The sequence below is a fragment of the Sphingobacteriia bacterium genome (assembly GCA_017304685.1).
Taxonomy (GTDB): Bacteria; Pseudomonadota; Alphaproteobacteria; order Rickettsiales; family 33-17; genus JAFKLR01.
This window is the reverse complement of sequence record JAFKLR010000001.1, coordinates 1-1,212: the sequence shown is the minus strand read 5'-3', so window position 1 is coordinate 1,212 and position 1,212 is coordinate 1. Positions and strand designations below refer to the sequence as shown.

Annotated in this window: 1 protein-coding gene; it reads left to right on the top strand. The window is 42.0% G+C overall.

The window, feature by feature from the left end; all coding sequences use genetic code 11:
* The first annotated feature begins 20 nt into the window (after nucleotides 1-20).
* On the top strand, nucleotides 21-1,211 hold the full coding sequence (gene tuf / locus J0H68_00005) for an elongation factor Tu (protein ID MBN8827076.1): 1,191 nt from the start codon (nucleotides 21-23) through the stop codon (nucleotides 1,209-1,211).
* Nucleotide 1,212 lies beyond the last annotated feature (1 nt).

Genomic DNA, 1,212 nt, shown 5'->3' with positions numbered 1-1,212 from the left:
TTAGTAATGGAAGGGAAGAGATGGCTAAGGCAAAGTTTGAGCGGAATAAGCCGCACGTAAACATAGGGACTATAGGTCACGTTGATCATGGTAAGACGACATTAACAGCGGCTATCACGAAGGTATTAGCGGAAGCTGGTAGGGCGGAGTTCAAGGGATATGATGCGATTGACGCTGCGCCTGAAGAGAAGGCACGTGGTATAACAATTAATACAGCGCACGTAGAATATGAGACAGAGCAAAGGCACTATGCGCACGTAGATTGTCCTGGGCATGCGGATTATGTTAAGAACATGATCACCGGTGCAGCGCAGATGGACGGAGCGATATTAGTAGTATCGGCAGCAGATGGTCCTATGCCACAGACGAGAGAGCATATATTGTTAGCACGTCAAGTTGGTGTGCCATCATTAGTAGTGTTCTTAAATAAAGTGGATATGGTAGATGATCCTGAATTATTAGACTTGGTAGAGATGGAAGTAAGAGAGCTATTAAGTAAGTATGATTTTCCAGGAGATGATATACCAATCGTTAGAGGATCGGCGCTTGCAGCATTAGATGGAAAAGATACCGAGATAGGTAAGCAAGCAATTCTTAAATTAATGTCAGAAGTAGACAGATATATTCCAACTCCAGAAAGACCAACAGATAGACCATTCTTGATGCCAATCGAAGATGTGTTTTCTATTTCAGGTCGCGGAACAGTAGTAACTGGCCGTATTGAGAGAGGGATCGTAAAAGTAGGTGAAGAGATCGAGATTGTAGGTATTAAAGCTACAACCAAGACAACCTGTACAGGCGTAGAGATGTTTAGAAAGCTTCTTGATGAAGGTCAAGCAGGTGATAACGTAGGTATCTTATTACGTGGTGTTAAAAGAGAAGACGTGGAAAGAGGTCAAGTGTTAGCGAAACCTGGTAGTATTACCCCACATACTAAATTTGAAGCTGAAGTGTATATATTAAATAAAGATGAAGGTGGAAGACATACCCCATTCTTTAGTAACTATAGACCACAGTTTTACTTTAGAACAACCGATGTAACCGGAATGGTAGATTTACCAGAAGGTAGAGAAATGATTATGCCAGGCGATAACGTGAGATTAACAATTACATTAATATCACCAATCGCTATGGATGAAGGCTTACGCTTCGCTATCCGTGAAGGCGGTAGAACTGTAGGCGCTGGCGTAGTCTCTAAAATTGTAGAATAGT